This is a genomic window from Bradyrhizobium sp., from assembly GCF_016213215.1.
GTDB lineage: Bacteria > Pseudomonadota > Alphaproteobacteria > Rhizobiales > Xanthobacteraceae > Bradyrhizobium.
Map to the genome: position 1 here is coordinate 1 of NZ_JACRAW010000097.1, position 21627 is coordinate 21627.

Annotated in this window: 29 protein-coding genes; 21 read left to right on the forward strand and 8 right to left on the reverse strand. The window is 61.2% G+C overall.

Annotated elements, in window-relative coordinates; all coding sequences use genetic code 11:
* From HY852_RS16045 to HY852_RS16090, 10 genes are all read left to right on the forward strand, one after another.
* Positions 1-471: biotin/lipoate--protein ligase family protein (locus tag HY852_RS16045; protein ID WP_291605752.1), on the forward strand; the 471-nt coding region annotated here is incomplete at its 5' end.
* Positions 468-1010: a DUF6505 family protein gene (locus HY852_RS16050; protein WP_291605753.1), complete on the forward strand. Its 543-nt coding sequence runs from the start codon at positions 468-470 to the stop codon at positions 1008-1010. The genes HY852_RS16045 and HY852_RS16050, both read left to right, overlap by 4 nt.
* Positions 1007-2014, forward strand: a complete 1008-nt coding sequence (locus HY852_RS16055) for a DUF6352 family protein (protein WP_291605754.1) — start codon at positions 1007-1009, stop codon at positions 2012-2014. Before HY852_RS16050 ends, HY852_RS16055 begins: the two co-directional genes overlap by 4 nt.
* Positions 2011-2526 carry a DUF3305 domain-containing protein gene (locus HY852_RS16060; protein ID WP_291605755.1) on the forward strand — a complete coding sequence of 172 codons (516 nt, stop codon included), beginning with the start codon at positions 2011-2013 and terminating at the stop codon, positions 2524-2526. Before HY852_RS16055 ends, HY852_RS16060 begins: the two co-directional genes overlap by 4 nt.
* Entirely contained in the window at positions 2523-3161 is a 639-nt protein-coding gene (locus HY852_RS16065; RefSeq protein ID WP_291605756.1) for a DUF3306 domain-containing protein, read from the forward strand. The genes HY852_RS16060 and HY852_RS16065 overlap by 4 nt, the downstream gene beginning before the upstream one ends.
* A 154-nt stretch (positions 3162-3315) precedes the next feature.
* The gene (locus HY852_RS16070) at positions 3316-4095 is read left to right on the forward strand and encodes a molecular chaperone TorD family protein (RefSeq protein ID WP_291605757.1); all 780 of its coding nucleotides are present in this window, start codon (positions 3316-3318) and stop codon (positions 4093-4095) included.
* A gap of 29 nt (positions 4096-4124) precedes the next feature.
* Positions 4125-4334 carry a twin-arginine translocation signal domain-containing protein gene (locus HY852_RS16075; RefSeq protein ID WP_291605758.1) on the forward strand — a complete coding sequence of 70 codons (210 nt, stop codon included), beginning with the start codon at positions 4125-4127 and terminating at the stop codon, positions 4332-4334.
* Between the two features lie 13 nt (positions 4335-4347).
* Positions 4348-7296 carry a formate dehydrogenase subunit alpha gene (locus HY852_RS16080; RefSeq protein ID WP_291605759.1) on the forward strand — a complete coding sequence of 983 codons (2949 nt, stop codon included), beginning with the start codon at positions 4348-4350 and terminating at the stop codon, positions 7294-7296.
* Between the two features lie 11 nt (positions 7297-7307).
* Positions 7308-7904 (forward strand): formate dehydrogenase FDH3 subunit beta, encoded by a 597-nt coding sequence (gene fdh3B, locus HY852_RS16085; protein WP_291605760.1) that lies wholly within the window; start codon positions 7308-7310, stop codon positions 7902-7904.
* Between the two features lie 36 nt (positions 7905-7940).
* Positions 7941-8954: a formate dehydrogenase subunit gamma gene (locus tag HY852_RS16090; protein WP_291605761.1), complete on the forward strand. Its 1014-nt coding sequence runs from the start codon at positions 7941-7943 to the stop codon at positions 8952-8954.
* Between the two features lie 28 nt (positions 8955-8982).
* On the opposite strand, the gene HY852_RS16095 is transcribed toward HY852_RS16090, so the two are convergent.
* On the reverse strand, positions 8983-9105 hold the full coding sequence (locus HY852_RS16095) for a hypothetical protein (RefSeq protein ID WP_291605762.1): 123 nt from the start codon (positions 9103-9105) through the stop codon (positions 8983-8985).
* Positions 9106-9260: 155 nt separating this feature from the next.
* Between HY852_RS16095 and HY852_RS16100 the strand changes: the two genes are divergently transcribed.
* The 3 genes from HY852_RS16100 (at position 9261) to HY852_RS16110 (ending at position 10083) form a co-directional block, all read left to right on the forward strand.
* Complete coding sequence (locus HY852_RS16100) at positions 9261-9479, forward strand: hypothetical protein (RefSeq protein WP_291605763.1); 219 nt, start codon at positions 9261-9263, stop codon at positions 9477-9479.
* 129 nt (positions 9480-9608) lie between these two features.
* On the forward strand, positions 9609-9809 hold the full coding sequence (locus HY852_RS16105; RefSeq protein WP_291605764.1) for a hypothetical protein: 201 nt from the start codon (positions 9609-9611) through the stop codon (positions 9807-9809).
* Between the two features lie 82 nt (positions 9810-9891).
* Complete coding sequence (locus HY852_RS16110) at positions 9892-10083, forward strand: hypothetical protein (protein WP_291605765.1); 192 nt, start codon at positions 9892-9894, stop codon at positions 10081-10083.
* 84 nt (positions 10084-10167) lie between these two features.
* On the opposite strand, the gene HY852_RS16115 is transcribed toward HY852_RS16110, so the two are convergent.
* The 7 genes from HY852_RS16115 to HY852_RS16145 all read right to left on the reverse strand — a co-directional run bounded on the left by HY852_RS16115 (position 10168) and on the right by HY852_RS16145 (position 15295).
* A complete protein-coding gene (locus tag HY852_RS16115; protein ID WP_291605766.1) occupies positions 10168-10413 on the reverse strand; it encodes a hypothetical protein in 246 nt (81 codons plus the stop codon).
* A gap of 767 nt (positions 10414-11180) precedes the next feature.
* Positions 11181-11408, reverse strand: a complete 228-nt coding sequence (locus HY852_RS16120; protein ID WP_291605767.1) for a sulfurtransferase TusA family protein — start codon at positions 11406-11408, stop codon at positions 11181-11183.
* Positions 11409-11466: 58 nt separating this feature from the next.
* Entirely contained in the window at positions 11467-11973 is a 507-nt protein-coding gene (locus tag HY852_RS16125) for a DsrE/DsrF/DrsH-like family protein (protein ID WP_291605768.1), read from the reverse strand.
* A 111-nt stretch (positions 11974-12084) separates the two neighbouring features.
* On the reverse strand, positions 12085-13368 hold the full coding sequence (locus tag HY852_RS16130; RefSeq protein WP_291605769.1) for an FAD/NAD(P)-binding oxidoreductase: 1284 nt from the start codon (positions 13366-13368) through the stop codon (positions 12085-12087).
* A gap of 339 nt (positions 13369-13707) precedes the next feature.
* Entirely contained in the window at positions 13708-13920 is a 213-nt protein-coding gene (locus HY852_RS16135; RefSeq protein ID WP_291605770.1) for a hypothetical protein, read from the reverse strand.
* Positions 13917-14117 carry a sulfur relay protein DsrC gene (locus HY852_RS16140; RefSeq protein ID WP_291605771.1) on the reverse strand — a complete coding sequence of 67 codons (201 nt, stop codon included), beginning with the start codon at positions 14115-14117 and terminating at the stop codon, positions 13917-13919. The genes HY852_RS16135 and HY852_RS16140 overlap by 4 nt, the downstream gene beginning before the upstream one ends.
* A gap of 5 nt (positions 14118-14122) precedes the next feature.
* Positions 14123-15295 carry a TauD/TfdA family dioxygenase gene (locus tag HY852_RS16145; RefSeq protein WP_291605772.1) on the reverse strand — a complete coding sequence of 391 codons (1173 nt, stop codon included), beginning with the start codon at positions 15293-15295 and terminating at the stop codon, positions 14123-14125.
* On the opposite strand from HY852_RS16145, the gene dsrA reads away from it, so the two are divergent.
* From dsrA to dsrK, 8 genes are all read left to right on the forward strand, one after another.
* Positions 15255-16568, forward strand: coding sequence for a dissimilatory-type sulfite reductase subunit alpha (dsrA, locus tag HY852_RS16150; RefSeq protein ID WP_291605773.1), 1314 nt, complete (start codon positions 15255-15257; stop codon positions 16566-16568). The genes HY852_RS16145 and dsrA overlap by 41 nt on opposite strands.
* A 77-nt stretch (positions 16569-16645) precedes the next feature.
* Positions 16646-17725, forward strand: coding sequence for a dissimilatory-type sulfite reductase subunit beta (dsrB, locus tag HY852_RS16155; RefSeq protein WP_291605774.1), 1080 nt, complete (start codon positions 16646-16648; stop codon positions 17723-17725).
* 60 nt (positions 17726-17785) lie between these two features.
* Entirely contained in the window at positions 17786-18178 is a 393-nt protein-coding gene (gene tusD / locus HY852_RS16160) for a sulfurtransferase complex subunit TusD (RefSeq protein ID WP_291605775.1), read from the forward strand.
* Between the two features lie 10 nt (positions 18179-18188).
* Positions 18189-18605, forward strand: a complete 417-nt coding sequence (gene tusC, locus HY852_RS16165) for a sulfurtransferase complex subunit TusC (protein WP_291605776.1) — start codon at positions 18189-18191, stop codon at positions 18603-18605.
* Between the two features lie 8 nt (positions 18606-18613).
* Positions 18614-18922: a sulfurtransferase complex subunit TusB gene (tusB, locus tag HY852_RS16170; RefSeq protein WP_291605777.1), complete on the forward strand. Its 309-nt coding sequence runs from the start codon at positions 18614-18616 to the stop codon at positions 18920-18922.
* A gap of 29 nt (positions 18923-18951) precedes the next feature.
* Positions 18952-19287 (forward strand): TusE/DsrC/DsvC family sulfur relay protein, encoded by a 336-nt coding sequence (locus HY852_RS16175; RefSeq protein WP_291605778.1) that lies wholly within the window; start codon positions 18952-18954, stop codon positions 19285-19287.
* A 36-nt stretch (positions 19288-19323) separates the two neighbouring features.
* Positions 19324-20049, forward strand: coding sequence for a respiratory nitrate reductase subunit gamma (locus HY852_RS16180; RefSeq protein WP_291605779.1), 726 nt, complete (start codon positions 19324-19326; stop codon positions 20047-20049).
* A gap of 18 nt (positions 20050-20067) precedes the next feature.
* Entirely contained in the window at positions 20068-21624 is a 1557-nt protein-coding gene (gene dsrK / locus HY852_RS16185) for a sulfate reduction electron transfer complex DsrMKJOP subunit DsrK (protein WP_291605780.1), read from the forward strand.
* Positions 21625-21627 lie beyond the last annotated feature (3 nt).

Sequence of the window (21627 nt, forward strand, 5' to 3'; positions counted from 1 at the left end):
CAGGTCGCGATCAATTGGCCAGATGCAGTCAGAGTCGACGGCGGATTGGTCGGAGGCGGCCGGCTCGGCTGGCCTTCATCGGCAAGCGAGGACGAGCCGCCCCCATGGCTCGTATTTGGCGCCATGATCCGGACAGTCGCGATGACTGACCACGAACCCGGTGTTCATCCGCTCGCTTCCGCGCTGGACCAGGAGGGGTTTGGCGAGGCGGGCGCCATCCAGGTGACGGAAAGCTTTGCCAGGCACCTGATGCGGGCAATCGACGGCTGGCAGATCGACGGCTTTGACAGCGTCGCGCGCGAATATCTGGCCAGGCTTTCACGTGAACGTCAGACCCTGCAACAGATCGGCGACAATGGCGATCTGCTCTCGCGCCGGGTCGGAACCGAGGAGATCAGCCGACGTAAGTTGGTCGAAGCCCTGGCTGTGCCGTCCTGGCTCGACCCGAAGCTCGGAGGACCGCGCCTGTGAAGCTGTTGCGTACCATCGCGCTTGATCCATCGGACACCTTCGTCTTCGAGGTGCCGGCTGAACCCGGCGAGTGGGCAGTCTCCGGCGGGTTCCGGTTCTACGATTGCAATGCGGCAAAGCTGAGCGGAAGGGAACGCACGGCCTTTCGCAGCGGCTTCCTCGGGGTGCAATCCTGGGGATGGTCGACGTTGGTGCAAATCGTCCCGGCGACCGAGGCTGATCGGCGGATGTTGGTGGAATTGCTTGCCAGGCAACTTGTCGACCGTTTCGGCGCTCCGGATATTGCAATCGCGAGGACTGCGGCGGAAGAGGAGGTTGCGTTTGCGCAATCGCTGTGCACGCATCCCGTCAGTACACTCGTTGCGGTCCACCGCTCGGTGAACGATGGCGAGATCCGCGAGTCATTCCGCAGACTGCAACTGCGGGAAGGGCAGGGTGGTCACAGCAAGGCGTTCTCGTTCATGGAAGTGGAGGATGACACCGAGCCAGAGGGCGATTTCAAGCTTGCAGATATGAGCCAGGAGCCGCGCCGGCCATGAAGGACTTCTGGATCGCTTGCGGCCATCATCTGCTCGATCGCAGCGCGAACGGCGGGCTTGTCATCACCGACGAATTCCTGAAGGCCTATTTCGCGCGACCTGAATTGATGCCGCCGGAGGACGCCTGTGCGGTCGAACGCCGGCTGCACCGCGAGATGCTCGCCCATCCTCGCCGAGCGGTCGGCGCGGATGAAATCGCGGAAATTGCTGATGCCGATGCCCGCGAGAACTGGCAATTCGTGCTGGCGTTTCGCGATCTCCTGTTGCGCCATCCAACACTGGAAGCCGCCTATCGGATGCTGGTCCGTTCGGGGGCAAACGATCTGCCGCCGCTCTTTGTCAACCAGCTCGTGCACGTGATCCTGCGAAACGCCCTCGATGGCTGTGAGGACCCGTTCGTGCTGCGCGCGGCCGAACTATTTTTCCGGCCGCAGCGGATCCTGCCGCACGAACAGGCATTGCTGCTGGGCGACGAAGAGGTCGCGGGCGGGCGCAACCCCACCCCAGTGCTCTCGCTGATGTCGATGCTGGGAGCTGCGACCGAGGCCCAGGTTGACGTGGTGAACGAGGATAATGCCGAGAGCTATTGGCAACGGAGCGATTATTTCGATACGGCGCTCGATCTCACCGCAGGCGGCCGCGGGCCGAGCGCGTTGGCGCAGGCGATGACCCGCTGGATTTCCCACCTGCTAGGGATCGACGTCACCATCGAGCCGTTGCGCGAGCTGCGCGATGCCAGGCTCAGCTGGTATATTGGGCTCGACGCCGATGCCACTACAATAGGTGATCGGCTTTGGCGCGGCGAAGAGCTTGACGAGCGCAGCGCGGGGCGCGTGCTCGCGCTGTTTCGTTTGACCTTTGCGGACACAAGCCTCGCGATCGAAGATCTGCGGGGAGAACCGGTCTATCTGATCCTGGCGATGATGTCGGATCAGAAGCTCCGGATGAAGCCGCAGAATCTCTTGACGGGGCTGCCGATCAAGCATCTGGAGGCGGTGACGTGAGTCCTGCTGTGCTGCCATTACTACGCATCCCGGTCGGCATTGTAGTCGAACGGCGCAAGGCTGACTCGCAATGGGTCGATTTCGTCTGGCGCGGTGTAGCCGTCCTGCCGGATGAACCGGAAACGGAGCCCTGGACCGTCCTTCGCGAGCAGGACGGGACCACTCTCTTCTATGCCGGAAGTGCGACGGTCGACCTCTATCCGTCCGAGACCGCGCGCTACCGCGACAATCTCGCCTCCGGTACTCCGAGCATCTGGATCGTCTTGTCTCCCGCGGAAGGCGCCCGTCCTTATTCCGTGGCTGCCGCCACCGCCGATCCCGCGGAAGGCGAGGCGTTCACCGAAGCCGGCGCCAATCTGGTCGAAGCGGTGCTGATGCCCGAGGCGCTCCGGGACGCAATTGAAAACTTCGTCGCCGAGCACCATGTCGAAGAGGAATTCGTCAAGCGCAAGCGGCGCCGCGCCGACCCTGAGGCGCTGTCGCGCCGCCACCAAGAAGGCGGGCACGAATGAGCGAGGAAGAATTCCTTGCACGCTGGTTTCGTCGCAAGCGCGAGGCAAGGGCCAACGTCGCTTCTGCACAAACAGCAGAACCCGGCGACGCGCCATCGCCGGCATCGGCGCCCAGGGCCGAAACAGGCGCGCCCGAATTCGATCTGTCGAGCTTACCGCCGATCGGTTCGATCACAGCCACAACCGATGTGACTGCATTCCTGCGCAAAGGGGTTCCGCAGGAGTTGACGCGTGCGGCGCTTCGCCGTGCATGGGTTTCCGATCCTGCCATCCGCGACTTCGTGGGCCTGGCGGAGAACGCTTGGGACTTCAACGATCCGAACGCGATGCCCGGTTTCGGGCCGCTGGACAGCTCGCCGGCTGAACTTGAGGCGCTGGTTGACCGTGTTGTCGGTGCGGTACGGAAAGCTGCCGAATATCTGCCGGAGACATCCGTTGAGGTCGAAGACTCCGCTGGTTCCACGGCAGATCACGGTCGAATGCAAGCGGCAGCGGTCGCAGAGGTGGGAGGGCAGTCGGCGTTGGTCGAGCCCAGTCCCGCGGCTGTTGCATCGCAACCGCTCGCGACCGAGAAAGCCGAACGTGAAGGCGGTGCCGTTCGGCACCGCACACATGGTGGTGCATTGCCTCGCTGACTCTGCGACAAAAGGCCGATAGCCTCGGACTATATCGGTCAATTGACCGCGCGCGGGATCAAGTCTAGGCTTCGCCAGTCCCTTGTTGCAAAAAGCAAAAATCAACAACTAAAGAGAATAAGGCGCTGGGGACTTTGGGGGGATGGAGGTCCACATGCGTGGTGAGGGCCTTGATCGTGCCATTAACGCCGCGGGCGGCGTGGCCCGGCTTGCGCGCAAGATCGGCATTAGCCAGCCTTCGGTATCGAGTTGGCGCAAGGTGCCCGCACAGCGGGTGATTGCGGTCGAAGCCGCAACCGGCGTTCCGCGCGCGGAGTTGCGGCCCGATCTCTTCTGCGGGCAAGCCGTGTCAGAGCAGACCGTTGATCCGGTCGACGCAGCGCGTGCGCGGGAATACGCGCTGCTCGCGACCCTGCTATCCGCAGCACCATCGAAGCAGTTATTGGATCAACTCGCTGCATTGAATGGAGATGCGACGGTGCTTGGACGCGCTCATGCTGCGCTGGCGGAAGCTGCATCTCGCGCAGTCGCAGCGCAGGTCGAACGCGAATATTTCGATCTGTTCGTCGGGCTTGGGCGCGGCGAGTTGCTGCCCTACGCGTCCTACTATCTAACTGGGTTCCTCAACGAGCGGCCGCTCTCGCGCCTGCGCGCAGACCTCGCGGCGCTCGGCATCGAGCGTGCGGAGCATAATTGCGAACCCGAAGATCACGCGGCCACCCTGTGTGAGATCATGGCATGTTTCGCCGACAATCGGTTCGATGCCGCTGCGGAGGCGCAGCGCGCCTTCTTCGAAAAACATGTCTTGCCCTGGATGGGGAGTCTGTTCGGCGACATGGAGCGTGCGGAAAGCGCGAAGTTCTATCGGTCGGTCGGTACGCTCGGCCGCCTGTTCATCGAGATCGAACGTGAGGCATTTACGTTCGCTAACTGACCAATGGGCGTTGGTTCGGGAGCAATGCGATGAGTGACAAGCAGAGAGCTACAGTCGGGCGCCGCGATTTCCTTCGTAAAGTCGGCATCGGTACGGTCGGCGCCGGCGCGACGCTAGCCACCCCGCTGGTCGGATCGGCACAAGCCGACAGCGAGAGCAACGACGAGAAGCGCAAAGCACGCTACCAGGAATCCGAGCACGTCAGGAAATTCTATCGCGTCAATCGCTATCCGGAGTGAGAGGGAGGCGGCCGTGCTTATCAAGAGATCACATCAGCCGTCCGGCTCCGATCGTCGCGGATCCATCGCGGAGTCTCTTTCTGGCCAGGCATCCGGCCTGGATCGCCGCACCTTCCTGCGCAGATCCGGTCTTGCCGGCGGCGCGCTCGCTGCGCTCAGCAGCATCCCAGTCGCTGGTGTGCGAAAGGCGGAAGCGGTCACGACAGGCCCGCTGACCGCGGGCGCCATCATCAAAAAGAGCATCTGCACCCATTGCGCAGTCGGCTGCACGGTGACCGCGGAAGTGCTGAACGGGGTGTGGATTGGACAGGAGCCGAGCTGGGATTCGCCGATCAATCGCGGCTCGCATTGCGCGAAGGGCGCCTCGGTGCGCGAACTCGTGCACAGCGAGCGGCGCCTGCGCTATCCGATGAAGCTCGTGAACGGGCAATGGACCCGCGTGTCATGGGACACGGCTATCAACGAGATCGGCGACAAGCTGCTCCAGGTTCGCGAGAAATCGGGCCCCGATTCTGTCTATTGGCTCGGATCAGCCAAGATGACGAACGAGGGTGCTTACCTCTTCCGCAAGCTCGGCGCGCTCTGGGGCACCAACAACACGGACCATCAGGCGCGCATCTGCCATTCGACGACGGTCACCGGCGTAGCCAACACCTGGGGCTACGGCGCGATGACCAACAGCTTCAACGATATTCGCAATGCCAAGACCCAGATCATCATGGGCGGCAATCCGGCCGAGGCGCATCCGGTTTCGTTGCAGCATCTGCTCGAGGGCAAGGAGGTCCAAAAAGCCAACTTTGTCGTCATCGACCCCCGCCTGACGCGCACGGCCGCGCACGCGACTGAATATGTGCGCATGCGGCCGGGCACTGACATTCCGGTGCTGTACGGCATGATGTGGCACATCCTCCAGAACGGCTGGGAGGACAAGGAGTTCATCAAGCAGCGGGTGTACGGTTTCGACGATCTCCGCAAGGAAGTGGAGAAGTGGAATCCGGAAGAGGTCGAGCGCGTCAGCGGCGTTCCCGGCGAACAGCTCAAGCGCGTTGCCAAGATGCTTGCGACAGAGAAGCCGGCGACGCTGATCTGGGCGATGGGCCAGACCCAGAAGACCGTCGGCACCGCCAACGTGCGGGCGAGTTGCATTGCACTGCTCCTCACCGGAAACGTCGGCAGGCCCGGCACGGGCGCAAATATCTTCCGTGGTCATGACAACGTGCAGGGAGCGACCGACGTCGGGCTCGATATCGTGACCCTGCCGTTCTATTACGGCCTCGCCGAAGGCGCCTGGAAGCACTGGTCGCGGGTTTGGGAAGTCGACTATGAATTTTTGAAGTCGCGCTTCGACTCCAAGCAGATCATGGAAACGCCCGGCATCCCGCTCACCCGCTGGTTCGACGCGGTGATACTGCCGAAAGACCAGGTCGCGCAGAAAGACAATGTGCGGGCGGTATTCGTGCAGGGACACGCCAGCAACAGCATCACCCGCATTCCGGAATCTCTCAAAGGTCTGAAGGCGCTCGAACTGCTAGTCATTGCCGACCCGCACCCGACCACCTGGGCCTCGCTCGCCGTGGAGTCAGGACGCAAGGATGGCGTCTACATTCTTCCGGTCGCCACCCAATTCGAATGCAAGGGTTCGCGCGTTGCGTCGAACCGCTCGCTGCAGTGGGGCGAGCAGATCGTGAAGCCGGTGTTCGAATCGAAGGACGATCTCGAGATCATGTATCTCGTCGCCGAGAAGCTCGGCCTTGCCGACAAGATGTTCAAGAACATCAAGGTCGAGAACAAGCTTCCGGAAGCGGAGGATATCCTGCGCGAGATGAACCGCGGCAGCTGGTCGACCGGCTATTGCGGACAATCGCCCGAGCGCCTCAAGGCGCATATGAAGAACCAGGCGAAGTTCGACATGCTGACGACGCGGGCGCCCAAGGACGATCCTGAAGTCGGCGGCGACTATTATGGGCTGCCGTGGCCGTGCTGGGGCTCGCCGGAAGTCAAGCATCCCGGTACGCCGCTGCTCTACAACACCACTCTCGCGGTGATGGATGGCGGCGGCACCTTCCGTCCGCGTTTCGGCATCGAGCGCGAGGAGAAGCTTCCCGATGGCACGACGCGCAAGGTTAACCTGTTGGCGGAGGGCTCCTACTCAAAGGATTCCGAGATCACGGACGGCTATCCGGAGTTCACACTGGCAAGCCTTAAGAAGCTCGGCTGGGACAAGGATTTGACCGAGCCTGAAATGGCCACCATCAACAAGGTCAATTCCGCCAATCCCGACGCGGTGTCCTGGTCGCTTGACCTCTCCGGCGGCATTCAGCGCGTCGCGCTGATGCATGGCTGCGTACCCTACGGCAATGGCAAGGCGCGCATGAACGCCTTCGGCTTGCCCGACCCGATTCCGGTGCACCGCGAGCCGATCTACACGCCGCGGGTTGATCTCGTCTCGAAATATCCGACGTTGCCGGACGCCAAGCAGTTCCGCCTGCCGAACATCGGCTTCTCCGTTCAGAAGGCCGCCGTGGAAAAGGGAATTGCAAAGCAGTTTCCGCTCATTCTCTCCTCGGGCCGCCTCGTCGAATATGAGGGCGGCGGCGAGGAGACCCGGACCAATCCCTGGCTCGCCGAGCTGCAACAGGACATGTTCATCGAAATCAATCCTGCCGATGCCACTGAGCGCGGCATCAAAGACGGCGGCTGGGTCTGGGTCACGGGCGCCGAGAATAGTTCCAGGGCGAGGATGAAAGCGCTGGTGACCGAGCGTGTTGGCAAGGGCGTCGCCTGGATGCCGTTCCATTTCGGCGGCTGGTTCGCGGGCAAGGATCTTCGCGGCAACTACCCCAAGGGCACCGATCCCATCGTTCTCGGCGAAAGCGCGAACACGATCACCACCTACGGATACGATCCTGCGACGGGCATGCAGGAGCCCAAGGTCACTCTCTGCCAGATCGCGGCGGCATAGGAGCAACGACGATGGCACGTATGAAATTCCTCTGCGACGCCGACCGTTGCATCGAGTGCAACGCCTGCGTCACCGCCTGCAAGAACGAGCACGAGGTGCCCTGGGGCATCAACCGGCGTCGTGTCGTTACCATCGCCGACGGCAAGCCGGGCGAGCGTTCGGTCTCGATGGCCTGCATGCATTGCACCGATGCGCCCTGCGCCGCCGTGTGTCCTGTGAACTGCTTCTACACTACGGCCGATGGCGTCGTGCTGCACTCCAAGGACCTCTGCATCGGTTGCGGTTATTGCTTCTACGCCTGTCCGTTCGGCGCGCCGCAATATCCGAAGGTCGGCAATTTCGGCTCGCGCGGCAAGATGGACAAGTGCACCTTCTGTGCCGGCGGTCCCGAAGCCGATGGCAGCAAGGAGGAATGGGAGAAGTACGGTGCGAACCGCCTCGCCGAAGGAAAGCTGCCGCTCTGCGCCGAGATGTGCTCGACCAAGTCGCTGCTGGCCGGTGATGGTGAGATCATCGCGCAAATCTACAAGGAGCGTGTGATGAAACGCGGCTACGGCTCGGGTGCGTGGGGCTGGAAGACCGCCTATCGCGAGACGATCGAATCGTAAGAGCCGCCAGGATCGCGTCACAATCGGGAGGAGTTCATGGCGTTCCCAGCAAGAGTCCTTCGCCTCGCTGTCGGCACATGGATTCTTCTGCTGCTGGTCCTGGCACCGCCGGTGCCGTCAACCGCCCAGCAGGTGAATCCGACCGCGAGCGCGGTCAAGGAGCAGCAGCTCTTGCAGGAGCTGAACCGGATTGAGGGGCGCGTCAGTATCCCCGATCAGCGCTCCGGCGTTCTCGAGCAGCCGCAGGGGCGCGATTGGCGAGCGTTCCATAACGTCACGCTGCGCTGGATCGGCGGCGTTGCCATCGTTGGCATGCTGGCCGTGCTCGTGATCTTCTATCTCACCCGCGGCATGGTGCGACTCGAAAGCGGACGCTCCGGCCGCACCCTCGTGCGTTTCAATGCCTTCGAGCGGTTCGTGCACTGGATGACGGCGACTTGCTTCATCATTCTGGCGATCTCGGGCCTGAACATCACCTTCGGCCGGCCGCTGCTCTTACCGTTGATCAGTTTCGAGGCATTCTCCGAATGGTCGCAATGGGCCAAGTACGCCCATATTTACCTGAGCTTCCCGTTCACCATTGGGGTCGTGCTGATCTTTCTGATGTGGATCGCCGGCAACATCCCCAATAAGGTGGACGTTGAATGGCTCAAACGGGGAGGCGGTATCGTTGGCCATGATCAACCTCCGGCCTATCGATTCAATGCCGGCCAGAAGGCGATCTACTGGATCGTCGTGATCGGCGGCGCGCTGGTCGCCGCGACGGGCTACGGATTGATGTTTCCGTTCTATCTGACCGGGATCGAAGGGATGCAGCTGGCCCACATCATCCACTCGGTCGTTGCGGTGCTGTTTGTCGCCGCGATGGTCGCGCACATTTATATGGGCACGATCGGCATGGAGGGCGCCTTTGAGGCGATGGGCTCCGGCGAGGTGGACGTCAACTGGGCCCGCGAGCACCACAGCCTGTGGCTGGACGAGCAAATGGCGCGCACCGGTCCCAATGACAGCCAGCCGCAACCCCGCCACTCTGCCGCGCCGGCGGAGTAGCGCCGGCCGCGACCTGGTTGCCTGTTCTCTATAAACGTACGCCCGTCGTCGCAAAGGCCTGCTCGACGGGCTCCTGCATGCTGTTGAGCACCGCAACGGAAGCTGCGGCGATCGCGACAGCCGCAACGCAGGCGAGCAAGAAGGCTTTCATCCGGAACCTCCGCAAGCTTTGCCGGATTAGCAGTAGCATCCTATATAGATCTCCTGCGAGCCTCGCGCACGAACAAACTATTCGACACCGCCGATCCGTTCGCAGTGACCCATTTCGGACCGGGCGCTAAGCTTCACGAAGCCGCGCATGCCACAGTGGCTCGGATCTACGGCGTCGCACTTAAGCGGGTCACCATCCAGTCGAACGGGGACGTGGCCGGTTCGGTAACTCCGGAGAATGCCGACGATGCACTGCTCGCGACCGAGCAGGATGACAAAACGAAGGCTGAGTGCGAGATCGCATTGTCAATAATGCCGGAGCACGGCGACAGCCGGGTGGCTCCACACAAGTGGTTCGCTCCCTTGAGCGGATAGTGGTCGCGGTCGAAAGTCCTGAAGGCGAAAGGCTGTCGGGCTTCGAGCCCTCTCTGGACTATCACGATCGCGTCTGCGCGGTGGCTCTTGCCAGGGATGGACCCCGCCAGCATCGATGCGTGAATCGAAATGGCTCGCATCGAGGCGAGCAATCTGCTCACGCGGTATTGGTGCGTCGTCACTGCACTTGCGGACAGGCTGATGGAATTTGGGATGCTGACTGGCTGGGAAGTTGATCAGATCACTATTGCTGCGCGGCAGGCAGACCGATTGAACTACATCAATACCAACGAAAATTTTCGAGAGCGAGATCGACCAGCGTCGACCTGAGATAATCTCCCCGGCTTAACATGTGTGAGAGACGGCGTGATCGTACTCCGCCTTGATCCGTCCAGCAGGACGGGGAAGGCGGATGACACGCAAGACACACCACATCGAAGAAGTCGCGGCTGTGATGTTGAGGTTGAAGCATCTCAAGATCGGCGAGATCATTGAGTGGGTCTGCGATCATTTTCCGGATATGTCGGGCGACGACATCAGCAGCGCGTTTTGGCTTGCTGTTGAACAAGCGGAAGAGGCAAACAGCGTTCCGCGCCTACACTGAACAATACGGCGGCCACCCAACGCGCTGCGCGGATGCCAGGATTGGGGATTGTCGAGAGAACTGTTCGCTGATGCGCTCTGGCCTTCAGGCTTCTTCGTCGGCAGATCGAGGGCGTGGCGGCTGAGCACCAAAAATGACGAAGGATCGGCCGTTGCTGGCCGGCTTACAGCGCGGGTCCTCTCTGGCCATGCGCTCGGCTCGCTCGCGCGCAGTCTCTTTGGGCCGCTGCTGTGGTTTTTCGATCGTTGAGTTGTCGACGTTTCCAGACACAAAAAAACCTCCAGTGGAGGGCTGACTATCGCGCCACAGGTTCATCATCTCATCGGTCATCGGTGGTTCCTCGAATCAGGTTGGTGTCAGCAACCCGACCCTACCGGCGAATCATCGATGACCACCGCAAAGCCGTCCGCCCGCTACGGCGCTATCTGGGGGCGCGCGTGCGGCCGACTTTGCTCTACCGAGCTACACCATCACTGGGGACACGACCCCGTCCTTCGGGGTGGGTAGCTGAGCGATGGTCTTATCGCTCAGAACAATGCGAATGTCGGCCATGGGACGCGGGCGGATTAAAACGGTTTTCAAACGGTTTTGGCGAACCGGGATGTTTGGATGTTTGGGTTCGACGAACTGCGACGCTATGCGACAAAGCCCTATAAACAAAGGACCTCCCAAGCCTCGTCGTAGTGCGTCGCGGATTCAGAAATTGCAGCGAAGCGCTGGTTTTCAACTCTTAATCAGCGGGTCCCAGGTTCGAGCCCTGGTGCGCCCACCAAATTAATCAAAGACTTAGGCCTCCACCAGTCAGTTATTCCGAAAAGCGGTGAGCGGAAATCCGGCTTGGGCCGAGCCCCCTTTCGCGCGAGGAGGCGTACTTCGTTAGGCATGGCGATCATCACTGAGTTGGATCCGTGCTCGCGACTTCGAGAAAACTCATGCCATGACTCCTGCAGGTGTGGCGGCGGCGGCTCGACGAAATGGCATTTTGAGCTGCAGGCAGGAACTGCGACCTTTTACGGTCTGGTCGTATTGGATGCCCTTCACCTTGCGGCACAGCAGGGCCAGACGACGCGAACGAGCGTCGCCCCAAGCGGGAGAGATCAAGCCGTGTGCCTGATCAGGAACCGGTAGACACCGTCCTCGGACGTGGACTCCACGAGCTCATTTCCGGTCATCCTGCAAAAGGATGCGAAATCCGCCACTGAACCAGGATCGGTCGCGAGCACTTCGAGCGTGCCGCCCGCCGGCACTTCCTTCAGCGTCTTCTTTGCGCGCAGAATCGGGAGCGGGCAATTCAGCCCCTTAGCATCGACCAACTTATGGGCCATTAGAGTCTCCTGCTGTGGAAGATATCGGCTGGATTGAATGCGCGAGGCGTCGCGCTGCTCAGATGAAGAGATTGATGTCCGACTTGAGCGCCTTTTCCATGTAGGTGGCGGCGCCGCCAAGCGACAAATTGTCGATCATGTCTTCCGAGTTGAACTCGAAAAGGTCCATCGTCATCTGGCAGGCGATGATCTTGACGTCGGATTCGATAGCGGCATCCCGCAGTTCCTCGATCGAGGCAACGCCCTTCTTCTTGATCATGTTTTTCATCATCAGCGAGGCGCCCGCATCGACGCCGGGCAGCATGGCGACAATGTTGGGCATGCCCATGTGCATGCCCATCATCGGCATCTTCATCGCCGGATTGCCGAGCGCAGAGATCTGCAGATCGAGCTTCTTCTTGAGCAATCCCAGCCCGTAAAAGGTGAAGAACATCGTCACCTCGACGCCCATCGCCGCGGCCGTTGTGCCAAGAATGAAGGGCGGATACGCCCAGTCGAGCGTGCCCTTCGTGACGATGATCGTCATCGTCTTGGCATTGCCGCTGCCCGCCGCTGCATCAGACATTCTCTTCTCCGGTTCTTCCCGCGGGACCGAGTCTCAATCCCTGTAATGCTAATCTCGGAAATGGCCCCCGGACGTTGCCGACCAGGGGCATGCGCTGTGGTACAAATCGCATCAACCGGTCGAAACCTTTTTGAGCTTTGCGATGCCCATCATGCTGAGCGCAGCCGATTCGTAGAATGGCTCGCTCGTGCCTCTGCGCATCTTGCGCAGAAAGTACTTCTCGAAACCGACTTTGGCGGAGTGAACCCATTTCCCCGACGACGACCAGTTGATATTGCGAGGCGGGATTTGGGGTTGCGCGACGAAGGCGACGCCCGAATCGCCGAAATCAGCGAGACAGACCGCATTCCACGTTCCCTGGTGAGATGGCTCCTTGCCGCGAAGCATCTGGCCGATGTTGAGCGCCGTCGCCGTAACCATCGATTCGATCATGAAGCCGGTCTTGGGCACACCGCAGGCAACCGGGGTGGGTCCTACGGGGGGAATGGCGACACAGACGCCGACCGAGAAGACATTCTTGAACTTCGGATTCTGTTGGTGCTTGTCGACGATGACAAAGCCACGTGGATTAACGAGGCCCTCGATGCCGCGCAACGGCGCTATGCCGCGAAATGCCGGCAGCATCATCGAGAATCCGAACGGAAGTTCGTGCGTCTTCTTGACGGATCCGTCTTCGGCGACCTCCTCGACTGTCATCTTGCCGTCTTCGATCCGCTTGACGCGCGAATTCGTCAGCCACTTGATATGGTGTTCGCGCATCTCGCCTTCGAGCAGGCCCTTGGTGTCACCTACGCCATCGAGACCGAGATGGCCGATATAGGGTTCGGCGGTGACGAACGTCATCGGTACGCGGTCCCGGATCTTGCGGCGGCGCAGCTCGGTATCCAGGATGAAAGTGTATTCGTAGGCCGGACCGAAACATGACGCGCCTTGCACTGCGCCAACCACGATGGGCTTCGGGTTGTTGCAGAATGCCTCGAAGTTCACCGCAGCCTTCTCGGCGTGATCGATGTGACAAATGGAATTGGTGAAGCCGTTCGGACCAAGTCCCTCGACCTCGTCAAACGCGAGTTCCGGTCCGGTCGCGATGATTAGATAGTCGTAACGCAGCGTCGAACCGTCCTCGAGTTCGAGGCGGCTTTCGTCGGGCAGGACCTTGCTGACCGGGACAGGCTTGAATCCGATGCCTCGTTTGCCGAAGGTCGGCGCAAGGTCGACCTCGACGGCTTCGCGCGTTCGCCAGTTGACGGCGACCCACGGGTTCGAAGGAACGAAGTGATAGATGGGATCCTTTGTGACGACCGTTAGCTTGTCTTCCGGTCGCATCTGGTCTTTCATCTCGTAAGCCATGATGACGCCGCTAAGTCCGGCGCCCATGATGACGATTTCCGCCACGGCCGTCTCTCCCCTATTTGACGGGCGGCTGTCTCGCGCCCATTCTTATATCATCACTATATTCGATTATTTGCATCTTGTCGAATCGTCTGTACGCGAACGCGTCCCTTCCCTGCATTGCAGCAGAAAATTCCGCGGCAACGCGAGACGACGCTGATGCGGAATTATGTTGCCGAATCTGGTGCTCGGGTCGAGCGACGGGCAGCTCCGATAGGAGAGGTGTGCAGCCGGTCGATCTCACGCGGAGCGTCGGATCGATTGATGCACCCGCCCGAACGCGTCGCCCATAGCGGCAGTTGGTCGAGGTTGCTGCACGCGTGATGCCGCGAACATCCGCGATCATGGGCTGTCCTTGGTCTGGGCGGCAGCCCAGCTGATCATTGATTGGCCCCAGCGACTAGCTGTCGCAGGGTCGAGTTCCAGGATCGTGTATCGACTGCCTTCGCGAACCGTCACGCGCAGAAGCCGCATACCGCTCTCGAAATCGACTTCCGTGAGCCAGACCTCGCGTCCGTACGGCGCCGCGATCGTCTCGATTCTGGGAGTGCTCATTTCACGGTCCGCTCCGCGCGATAGAAGGCGACTTCGAGCTGCGCTTCCCATTTGCGGGGCGTGTCGGGATACTCGGGCTTGATATCAAAATAGAGGTGGACTTCGCCGCCACGGGCAGCTTCGACCACGAGTTCCTCAAGTTCGCCGAATGTCGTTACCTCAGGGTGGCTGATGATGAGATCGCTGATCTGTACCATTCTTGCTAGTTCTCCGGTCGGCAGATACGTCCATGGTAACGGACCCTGTAGAGCAGACGACCTTCATCCGCTGCGGAACGAAAGCCGCTGCGATCATGCAGGACATTGTTGCAGATCATGCCTTGGCCCGGCGACATCTTTATACGGAGCACGAGAGGATCGGTGTCGAGGATCCGCTCCAGCGCGGCAACCGCCTTTCTGGTTTGCTCGTCGTCACGCCAGAGGATGTTGCGCTTGCGCGCCGTGTAGCGCATTCCGAGCGCGCCCGAGGGATGAACGAAGAAAACCGGTCCGACGTTGACCGGCCGGATGGCGCCGCTCTCCTCTGCGTTTTCCGGAATACTCATGGCGGCGGGATGCATCAGGGCGCCAATGTGCGCAGGATCGTCATCGCGGAGCTTGATGTAGGCGATCTCGGGGTCGAGAAGACGGTTTTCGCCGCCTTGCTCTGCGCTTCGCGCGCAGTGCAGCAACATTGCGCCGACGCAGCGGCGTGGGGAATGAAAGTTGTAGTAGCCGTCGGTATGCCAGCTGATCGGCCTGTCGGTGTAGGGGATGTAGCCGTTGCGTCCGCCCTCGTTGACCACTTCGATGCGCACGATGCCGTCCGTCCCGGCTGATCGATGATCTTCGATCGCGCGCAACCCGAAGGTTGCCCCCAGCGAAAGCAGGCCAGCCCGCAGCAGCAGTTCATCCTGTTTCATCAGACCGAATGCGTAAAGCGCCATGTTTGCCCGATCGCAGCGGCTCATGATGGCGGCATGTTCCGCCGGCGTGACCCGGAATGGGTCGCGAATTTCGACCAGGAGCTCTTCAACCCGCAGCGGATAGCGGGCCAGCCTGGCGTCGCGCCAGCGCCGGTAGTCGCGATCATTTGCCGAGCTTAACCAGCGGGGGTGGGGCAGGCGGTCTCCTGGCACTTCAGCAACAGTTGCCATCCTCGATGCTCCTCCATCGCGATCGGGTCTCCTCATTGGCTGGTTGACCGTGATCGCGATTAGTGTATTCCAATATTCAAATTTTGTGTTATTCTTGTCCAGACAAACGAGAATGAGAAGTGCCGACTGAGCGGGGCCAAGCCTCCAACAGCCGGCCAGGGAACGGAAACGACCGCCGCGCCGGCAGTGGGGAGGCAGTATGTCGCACGAAGACAACCACGATAGGGCCGCCGACAGCAACGCGCCGGCAAAATCCTGCCATCCGACGCCTATGCTGGACGAGCTCGAAAGCGGTCCATGGCCCAGCTTTATCAGCGGGTTGAAGCGTCTGCGCGACGCCGATGACAAGCCGTATGCACCGATGATGAACGACCTGCTCGGTCAGCTCGAGCATTCGTACGAGAACAGACTTGGCTACTGGAAGGGCGGAACCGTCTCGGTGTTCGGATACGGTGGTGGCGTCATTCCTCGCTTCTCGGAAGTCGCCGACAAATTTCCCGAGTCGAAGGAATTTCACACGCTGCGCGTCCAGCCGCCCGCGGGCTATCACTATACCACGGACCTGCTGCGCCAGCTCTGCGACATCTGGGAGAAATACGGCTCCGGGCTGATCGCCCTCCACGGCCAGAGTGGCGACATCATGTTCCAGGGCTGCTCAACGGAGAATGTCCAGAAGGCATTCGACGAGTTCAACGAGATCGGCTTCGATCTCGGTGGCGCCGGACCGGCGCTGCGGACCTCGATGAGTTGCGTCGGCCATGCGCGCTGCGAAAAGTCCTGCTACGACGAGGTGAAGGCACATCGCTCGGTCATCAACGAGTTTCTCGACGAGATGCATCGCCCGGCGCTGCCCTATAAGTTCAAGTTCAAGTTTTCCGGCTGCGGCAACGACTGCGTCAACGCCATTCATCGCGCCGATTTCGCCGTGATCGGTACATGGCGCGACGACATGAAGGTCGACCAGGAAGAGGTGAAGAAGTACGTCGCCAAGGCGGGCCGCAAATACACCATCGACCACGTCATCGCGATGTGCCCGACGCGCGCTCTGAGCCTGAACGACGACGACACGCTCGAAGTCGACAACAAGTCGTGCGTGCGCTGCATGCATTGCCTGAATGTCATGACCAAGGCCTTGTCGCCCGGCGATGACAAGGGCGCATCGATCCTGGTCGGTGGCAAGCGAGCCCTGAAGATCGGCGACATGATGGGCACCATGATCATCCCGTTCATCAAGCTCCAGACCGACGAAGACCACCAGGCGTTGGTCGAATTCGCGCGACGCCTGATCGACTTCTTCGCCGATAACGCCCTTGAGCACGAGCGCATCGGTGAGACCATGGACCGCATCGGCCTTCCAGCCTTCCTGGAGGCGATCGGCGTCGATCCGGATCCGAACATGGTCAACCATCCGCGCACCTCATGCTACGTCCGCACCGACGATTTCACGGACGAGGCCGAGAAATACTTCGAGCGCAAAGCACGAGAAGCGGGCCTCAACATCGCCGCGGACTGACGCGCGCGTAGCGCTGAGGCGGCGGGACTGCCGCTTGAGCCTGGGCTGACTGGGAGGATCAAAGGAGTGTCGCCATCATGAGCAGCGTTGTTCAGCCGCGCCGTCCGAACGAGACCGGTGTGCCGGATCCGTTCCCCTACATGCATCCGGTGATGCGCAAGAACTATGGCGCGTGGGCGTGGCATGACCGCCTGCGTCCCGGCGTGCTGCACCATGTGGCCAAAGGCGGCGACGAAATCTGGACGGTCCGCGCCGGCACCCAGCGGCAGATGGACGTATTCACGATCCGCAAGCTTTGCGACATCGCCGACCGGTATGCGGAGGGTCACGTCCGGTTCACGACGCGCAGCAACATCGAGTTCATGGTCAGTTCGGTGGACAAGGTGCAGCCGCTGATCGACGCGCTGGACGCGGCCGGACTTCCGGTTGGCGGCACCGGCAATTCGGTGTCGATGATCTCCCACACGCAAGGCTGGCTGCACTGCGACATTCCGGGCACCGACGCGTCGGGCGTGGTGAAGAGCCTGATGGACATGATGCACCACGAGTTCACGCACGAGGAAATGCCGAACCGGGTTCGAATCACGACGTCATGCTGCCAGATCAACTGTGGCGGGCAGGGCGACATCTCGATCAACGTTCAGTACACCAAGCCGCCTCGGATCAACCACGATCTCGTGTCGAAGATCTGCGAGCGTCCGGCGGTGGTGGCTCGCTGTCCCGTGGCTGCGATACGTCCGGCGATGGTTGACGGTAAGCCGTCCCTCGAAGTCGATGAGAAGAAGTGCGTGTGCTGCGGTGCCTGCTATCCGCCGTGCCCGCCGATGCAGATCAACGGCGCGGACTCTACCAAGATCGCGGTGTGGGTGGGCGGCAAGCACTCCAATGCGCGCTCGAAGCCGACCTTCCACAAGCTGGTGGTCGCCAACCTGCCGAATAACCCGCCGCGCTGGCCTGAGGTAACGGAGGTCGTTCGCAAGATCCTGTACGCGTACAAGGAGCACGGTCGCGATTTCGAGCGCCTCGGCGAATGGATCGAGCGCATTGGTTGGCCGCGGTTCTTCGAACTGACCGGGTTCGCGTTCACCAAGCACCACCTCGATACGTGGACCGGTTCGCGGAAGACCATGAACATGTCGGCGCACGTGCGCTTCTGAAGGAAGGTTGGCGGCGCGATCGCCTGGATGGCGATGTTGCGGGCAAGAGGAGATCGGGATTTGCGTTTCGGAATCGTCGTCAACGAAGGGCCCTATACGCACCAGGCCTCGGATTCGGCCTATCGTTTCGCGAGGGCGGCGCTGGAGAAGGGACACGAAATCTTGCGTGTCTTCTTCTACCACGACGGCGTCAACAACGGCACGCGGTTCACGGTGCCGCCGCAGGATGACCGCAACCTGCAACGTCAGTGGAGCGAGCTTGCCGAGGCGCACAAGCTGGATCTCGTGGTCTGCATTGCGGCGGCTCAGCGACGCGGGATCCTCGACGCCAACGAGGCGAAACGCCAGGGCAAGGATGGCGACAACATTGCGCCAGGTTTCCGCATCTCGGGTCTCGGGCAGTTGATCGAGGCGGGTATCCAGGCTGATCGCCTTGTCGTTTTCGGGGACTGAGGAGCGCGCGATGACCGGGCAGAGCAAGAGGAAGAAGTTTCTCTACATCAATCGCAGGGCGCCGCACGGCACGATCTATGCGCTGGAATCGCTCGAGGTCGTGCTCATCGGCGCGGCCTTCGAGCAGGACGTCAGCCTCGCCTTCATCGATGATGGCGTCTACCAGTTGATGGCAGGACAGGATACTTCCGGGATCGGAGTGAAGAACTTCTCGAAAACGTACCGGGCGCTGGGTGATTACGAAGTTCGCAAACTTTATGTCGAACGAGAGTCGCTCGCCGAGCGCGGCCTTACGGTCGAGGATCTGATGCCGATCAGCTTTGAGGACGAGGAGGACGATTACGCCGAAAAGCCGTCGATCCTCGTCGCCGATCGTTCGGAAATGGTCAGGTTGATCGCCGAACAGGATGTAGTCTTGAGCTTCTGAGGAAGGCAATGCCGACGCTGCACACAGTCAACAAATCACCCTACGAGCGCTCGTCGCTGCGGTCCTGCCTTGATCACCTCGCCGAGGGCGACAGCGTCCTGATGATGGAGGACGCCGTCGTCGGCGCCCGCCGAGGCGGCAAGTTCGTCGAAGTACTCAAGGCCGCGCGGCCGTCGTGCACCGTCTCCGTGCTCGCCCCGGATCTCGCGGCGCGCGGCATGAAGGCAGACGATCTCGCGGAAGGAATTGCACTGGTGGACTATGGCGGCTTTGTCGATCTTGCCGTCGCCAACGCGCGCGTTTGCGCGTGGCTTTGACATTAGGTCGATCATTCAGGAGCGGAATAATGAGCGGTTACGAAATGAACGGAACGATCGCCGAGCACGACGAGGAAGGCTATCTCAAGGACATTGGGCAATGGAATGCCGACCTCGCCAATCTGATCGCCAAGAATGAAAACATCGACATGACGGCCGATCACTGGGAGGTCGTGAACTTCCTGCGTGATTACTACGAGGAATATCAGATCGCACCTGCGGTCCGGATCCTGGTGAAGGAGATGACCAAGAAGTTCGGCAAGGAGAAGGGCGACCAGAAGGCGCTGTACGCGCTGTTTCCATACGGTCCGGCCAAGCAGGCCTGCAAGATCGCCGGCCTGCCAAAACCGACCGGCTGCGTCTGACGGATCGGTTGTGCGGTCCGACCAGGAGGAAACCGGATGCTGACGGCGGTCGTTGCGGTGATGCTCTATGCGGCTGGGCTCGTGATGATGGCCGGCCTCGGCTACAGGGTCTGGCTCTATGCCAGAACGCCGGCGCCGCTGAAGATTCCGACGATGCCGGCTCCGATGACGCAACGCGGCGTCGTCATGCGCATGTTCTCCGAGGTCGTGTTCTTTCGTAGCCTGTTCAAGGGCAACAAGTGGATCTGGCTGTTCGGCTGGGTGTTCCACCTGGCGTTGGCCTTGGTCCTCATGCGCCACCTGCGCTACTTCCTCCAGCCCGTTCCGGAAATCGTCGTGCTGATCCAGCCGCTCGGGGTGCTTGCAGGGTTGGCGATGGTCGCGGCTCTGGCGGCGCTCTGGGCTCGGCGTTTTCTCGTGGCGCGCATCCGCTACATCAGCGGTCCGTCGGATCATCTCATGCTGGCGTTGCTTCTCGCGATCGGCGCGAGCGGGTTCGGGATGAAGTTCATCGCCCCCACCGATATCGTTGCCGTGAAGGCCTTCTTTCTCGGCCTGATCTACTTCGACTGGCAGCCGTTGCCGGCCGATCCGGCGCTGCTGATTCATCTCGCGCTGGTCGCGCTGCTGATGTTCGTTTTCCCGTTCTCCAAGCTTCTGCACGCGCCGGGCGTGTTCTTCAGTCCCACACGCAATCAGGTGGACGACAGCCGCGAGCGGCGCCACGTCCCGCCCGTTCGGCTCGAAACCGTACCCCGCTAGGCCAGGAGAACCCAGGTAATGGCCGTAGAGCAGAGCAATTTCGATCCGGTCGCGCGCGGGCGCGGCGATCCGGTTGAAATGCCGACGCTCGCCTGCGGGGCGATGGTCGGGTCGAAGCCCTACGTGGCTTCGCCGGTGCACCAGCAGGCGCTTGGCTTCCCGGGCGAACTCGTCGAGGATTGGCAGGAAAAAGCCATCGCCCGTCTCGGGCAGCTGCTCAAGGAGTCGCGGGCGCTCCGCGTGTATCTGGATGCCTGCGTACGATGCGGTGCCTGCACCGACAAGTGCCACTACTTCCTGGGCACGGGTGACCCGAACAACATGCCTGTCGCGCGGCAGAACCTGCTTCGCAAGGTCTACCGGCGCTACTTCACCTTGAGCGGCAGGCTGTTCCCCTGGCTGGTCGGAGCGCAGGATCTCACCAAGGACGTGCTCGACGAGTGGTACAGCTACTTCCACCAGTGCTCCCAGTGTCGGCGATGCTCGGTGTTCTGTCCGTATGGTATCGACACGGCCGAAATCTCCATGGCCGCGCGCGACATCATGGACAGCATCGGGCTCGGTCAGAAATATTCCAATGAGATCATCGGAAAGGTCTTCAGCGTCGGCAACAACCTCGGTCTGAACCCCAAGGCGCTCAAGGCAACGCTGGCCGGACTTGAGGACGACATTGAGGAGGACACGGGCTTGCCGGTCCGTCTTCCGCTCGATGAAAAAGGCGCCGACATTCTGCTGGTCACCCCGAGCGCGGACTTCTTCGCGTCGCCGCACATGGAGGGTCTGATCGGATACGCCAAGGTCCTGCACCAGTCTGGTATCAGCTGGACTCTTAGCACCCAGGCATCCGAAGCGGCCAATTTCGGCATGTTTGTTGGATCGCAGGAGGCGATGCAGAAGATCGCATTGCGCATCCGCAAGGCGGCCCAGGATCTCGGCGTCAAGCGCATCGTGTTCGGCGAATGCGGCCATGCCTGGCGAGTTGCCTACAGCTTCCTTGATACGCTGGCCGGACCGTTCGATTTTCTCGACAGGAACTACCCGGTCCCGCAGCATATTTGCGAGTTCACATACGACCTGATCGAAAAGGGCCAACTGCGCTTCGACAAGTCGAAGAACGATGAGGTTCGCCTGACGTTTCACGACTCCTGCAACGTGGCGCGCGGCTCGGGCATGGGCGGAATGCCCGGCGGTCAGTTTGAGATTCCTCGCGCCATCCTTCGCGCGGTTTGCAATCATTTCTTCGATATGGCTCCGGAAACGATCCGCGAGAGCACCTTGTGCTGTGGTGGTGGCGGCGGGTTGCTTACCGATGAATTGATGGACGTTCGCCTGAAAGGCGCGATGCCGCGCATGCGCGCGCTTCGCGACGTCGCGGACGAGCATGGTGTGACGCACATGGCGGCAATCTGCGCCATCTGCAAGGCGCAGTTCTCGAAAGTGTTGCCGCGATACGGCTTCGAGATGGACTCGATCGTCAGCGTCCATCAGATGGTTTCGAACGCGCTGGTCCTGACCGGATCGCGCCAGGAAGCGGAGTTGGACGGGAAGGGCGACGCCGCCTTGGCTGAGGCGTGAAGG